Annotated in this window: 5 protein-coding genes; 1 reads left to right on the forward strand and 4 read right to left on the reverse strand. The window is 65.7% G+C overall.

The genetic code is table 11. The features are described from left to right. Positions 1 to 185: 185 nt before the first annotated feature. The 4 genes from ACEN88_RS29405 to ACEN88_RS29420 all read right to left on the reverse strand — a co-directional run bounded on the left by ACEN88_RS29405 (position 186) and on the right by ACEN88_RS29420 (position 1,809). Positions 186 to 701 (reverse strand): chemotaxis protein CheW, encoded by a 516-nt coding sequence (locus ACEN88_RS29405; RefSeq protein WP_413345388.1) that lies wholly within the window; start codon positions 699 to 701, stop codon positions 186 to 188. A 1-nt stretch (position 702) separates the two neighbouring features. After that, the gene (locus tag ACEN88_RS29410) at positions 703 to 1,071 is read right to left on the reverse strand and encodes a response regulator (RefSeq protein WP_413345389.1); all 369 of its coding nucleotides are present in this window, start codon (positions 1,069 to 1,071) and stop codon (positions 703 to 705) included. A gap of 22 nt (positions 1,072 to 1,093) precedes the next feature. Beyond that, positions 1,094 to 1,495, reverse strand: coding sequence for a response regulator (locus tag ACEN88_RS29415; RefSeq protein WP_056129984.1), 402 nt, complete (start codon positions 1,493 to 1,495; stop codon positions 1,094 to 1,096). Positions 1,496 to 1,656: 161 nt separating this feature from the next. Continuing rightward, the gene (locus ACEN88_RS29420) at positions 1,657 to 1,809 is read right to left on the reverse strand and encodes a rubredoxin (RefSeq protein WP_029755924.1); all 153 of its coding nucleotides are present in this window, start codon (positions 1,807 to 1,809) and stop codon (positions 1,657 to 1,659) included. Between the two features lie 94 nt (positions 1,810 to 1,903). Here ACEN88_RS29420 and thiD point away from each other — a divergent pair. Further along, positions 1,904 to 2,429, forward strand: a 526-nt coding sequence (gene thiD, locus ACEN88_RS29425; protein WP_413345391.1) for a bifunctional hydroxymethylpyrimidine kinase/phosphomethylpyrimidine kinase, incomplete at its 3' end; no start/stop codon positions are given.

The following is a 2,429-nucleotide window of genomic DNA, read 5'->3' on the forward strand; positions in this document are numbered from 1 at the left end:
ATGCCGTGCCGCTGACCGGGCCGGCGGGTACCGTGCCGGGGCCGAACTGCGTGTCGGGCGACGCCAGCACCGTGCCGGACGCCTGCGCGTCGCCGCCCCCGTCCTTGGGGAAGAAATTCATCGACAGTTTGGATACGAATCCCATGCGAGCTCCAGTACAGAACCTGTTTTTAATTGTTGAACGATCAGCGTGCGACCTGCAGGAAGCGGTCCTCGCGCGCGAGGGCGACGAGCGACAGCGGCGTCCAGTCCTGGCCGTCGGCGTCGCGCAGGCGGCCGTCAAGAGGCGTCATGTCGGCCGCGTGGCGCAGGCCGACGACCTTCGCCACGAGCAGCGCGCACGGAAAGCCGAGGGCGGGTCCGAACGTCACGAGCCGCGTGCCGGGCGTTGGCGCCGCCTCCGGATCGAAATAGCGCGCCAGGTCGACGACGCCCAGCAGGTTGCCGCGCACGTTCGCGAGGCCGAGATACCAGGGCTGCGTGAGCGGCACGGCGGCCAGCGGCGGCAGCGGCACGATCTCGCCCGCTTCGACGAGGTCGAGCAGGTAGCGCACGCCGCCGATCTCCACGCCCAGCTGGTGCGCGCGCGCGCCGCTGCTCGTGCGCGCGGCCTGCATGCGCTCGAGCAGCTGTTCCTGGTACTGGCGCAGGCGCGCGCGCCGGGCCGCGCCCTTCTGTCCGGCGGCGTCGCTGACGTCCATCTCAGGCGCCGAGCGTGGCGATCGTGGCCAGCAATTTCGCCGGATCGACCGGCTTGACGAAATAATCCTTCGCGCCCTGGCGCATGCCCCAGATACGGTCGGTTTCCTGGTTCTTGCTGCTGCAGATGATGACGGGGACGGACGCCAGCTCCGGATCGCGCGCGATCGAGCGCGTCACCTGGAAGCCGTTCGCGCCGGGCATCACCACGTCCATCAGGATCAGTTCCGGACGATCGGCGCGGATCTTGGCCAGCGCCTCCTCGCCGTTGTCGGCGGTGGTGACGGTGAAGCCGTTGCGCACGAGGATGTCGGTCAGGTAGTAACGTTCGGTCGGGGAATCGTCGACGATCAGGATTTTTTGTATGGCCACGGTGGGCTCCGCAACGTTGGAATCAGGCAGCCGCGTCGGTCCGGCCCTGCGCATGGTCGCGCACGGCCGCCAGCAGGCTGTCCTTGGAAAAAGGTTTGGTCAGGTAGGCGCTCGATCCGACCATCGCGCCGCGCGCACGGTCGAACAGGCCGTCCTTGGAGGACAGCATGATGACCGGCGTGGCATGGAATTTCGCGCTCTTCTTGATCAGCGCGCAGGTCTGGTAGCCGTCCAGGCGCGGCATCAGGATGTCGCAGAACACCAGGGACGGATGATGGTCGTTGATCTTGGCCAGCGCGTCGAAGCCGTCTTCGGCCAGTACCACGCGGTAGCCGGCCTGCGTCAGGAAGATTTCGGCGGACCGACGGATCGTGCTGCTGTCGTCGATCACCATGATCGTCAGGCCTGTCGGTTGCGTCGTCATATTCGTTTCACTTCAGCATGAACCCGCAAGATAGCATAGGGGCTGCGGCTTGTGCATGAAGTGTTGCGATACGTCAACTTGCCGTATGACGACTCATTGACGGGATGACACGAAACATTGGCGGGACGTTATTTCACGTTGATGAATCGACAAAGAACCGCTCAGATCGCGGTCATTTCGAAGTCGTCCTTGCGCGCGCCGCATTCCGGGCACGTCCAGTTCATGGGCACGTCGGCCCAGCGGGTGCCCGGCGCAATGCCGTCGTCCGGTGCGCCGGCGGCTTCGTCGTAGACCCAGCCGCAGATCAGGCACATCCACGTCTGGTACACCTGTGTTTCAGTACTCACTTCGATTTCCTCTTTTCGGTTCAGATAAAATGACAGGGAAAGGTATAGTATTCTACCCGCTGTGCAAAACCAAACGTCTCCACTCATCCTCACGTTCGGGCCCGCCGACCCGGTCGGGGCGCTGGGCATCCAGTCCGACGTGACCGTCTTCGCCATGCATGGCTGCCACGCCCTCTCGGTCGTGACGGGTTTGCTCGTGGCGGATTCCGCGCGCGTGGACGACATCCAGCCGACCGACCACTCGCTCGTCGTGGAACAGGCGCGCATGCTGCTCGAGGACATGCCCGTGGCCGCCATCAAGGTCGGCACCCTGGCCAGCCTGGAGCAGATCGCGGCGGTGGCGGAGATCGTGTCCGACTATGCCGACGTGCCGCTCGTGCTCGACCCGTTCACGTCGTCGCTGCCCGATTGCGGCCCGCGCGACGACGACATGCTGACCCTCATCCATCAACTGCTCGTGCCGCAGGCCAGCGTCTTCATGCTGTCGCAGCCGGAACTGGCGCGCCTGGCCGACTGCTGGCGCGACCCGGGCAGCATCGCCACCGTCGCCGAGGACGCGGCGGAGCTGACGGGCCTCGGCTGCGGCC

The organism is Massilia sp. CT11-108, from assembly GCF_047302915.1.
Classification (GTDB): Bacteria; Pseudomonadota; Gammaproteobacteria; order Burkholderiales; family Burkholderiaceae_D; genus Telluria; species Telluria orientalis.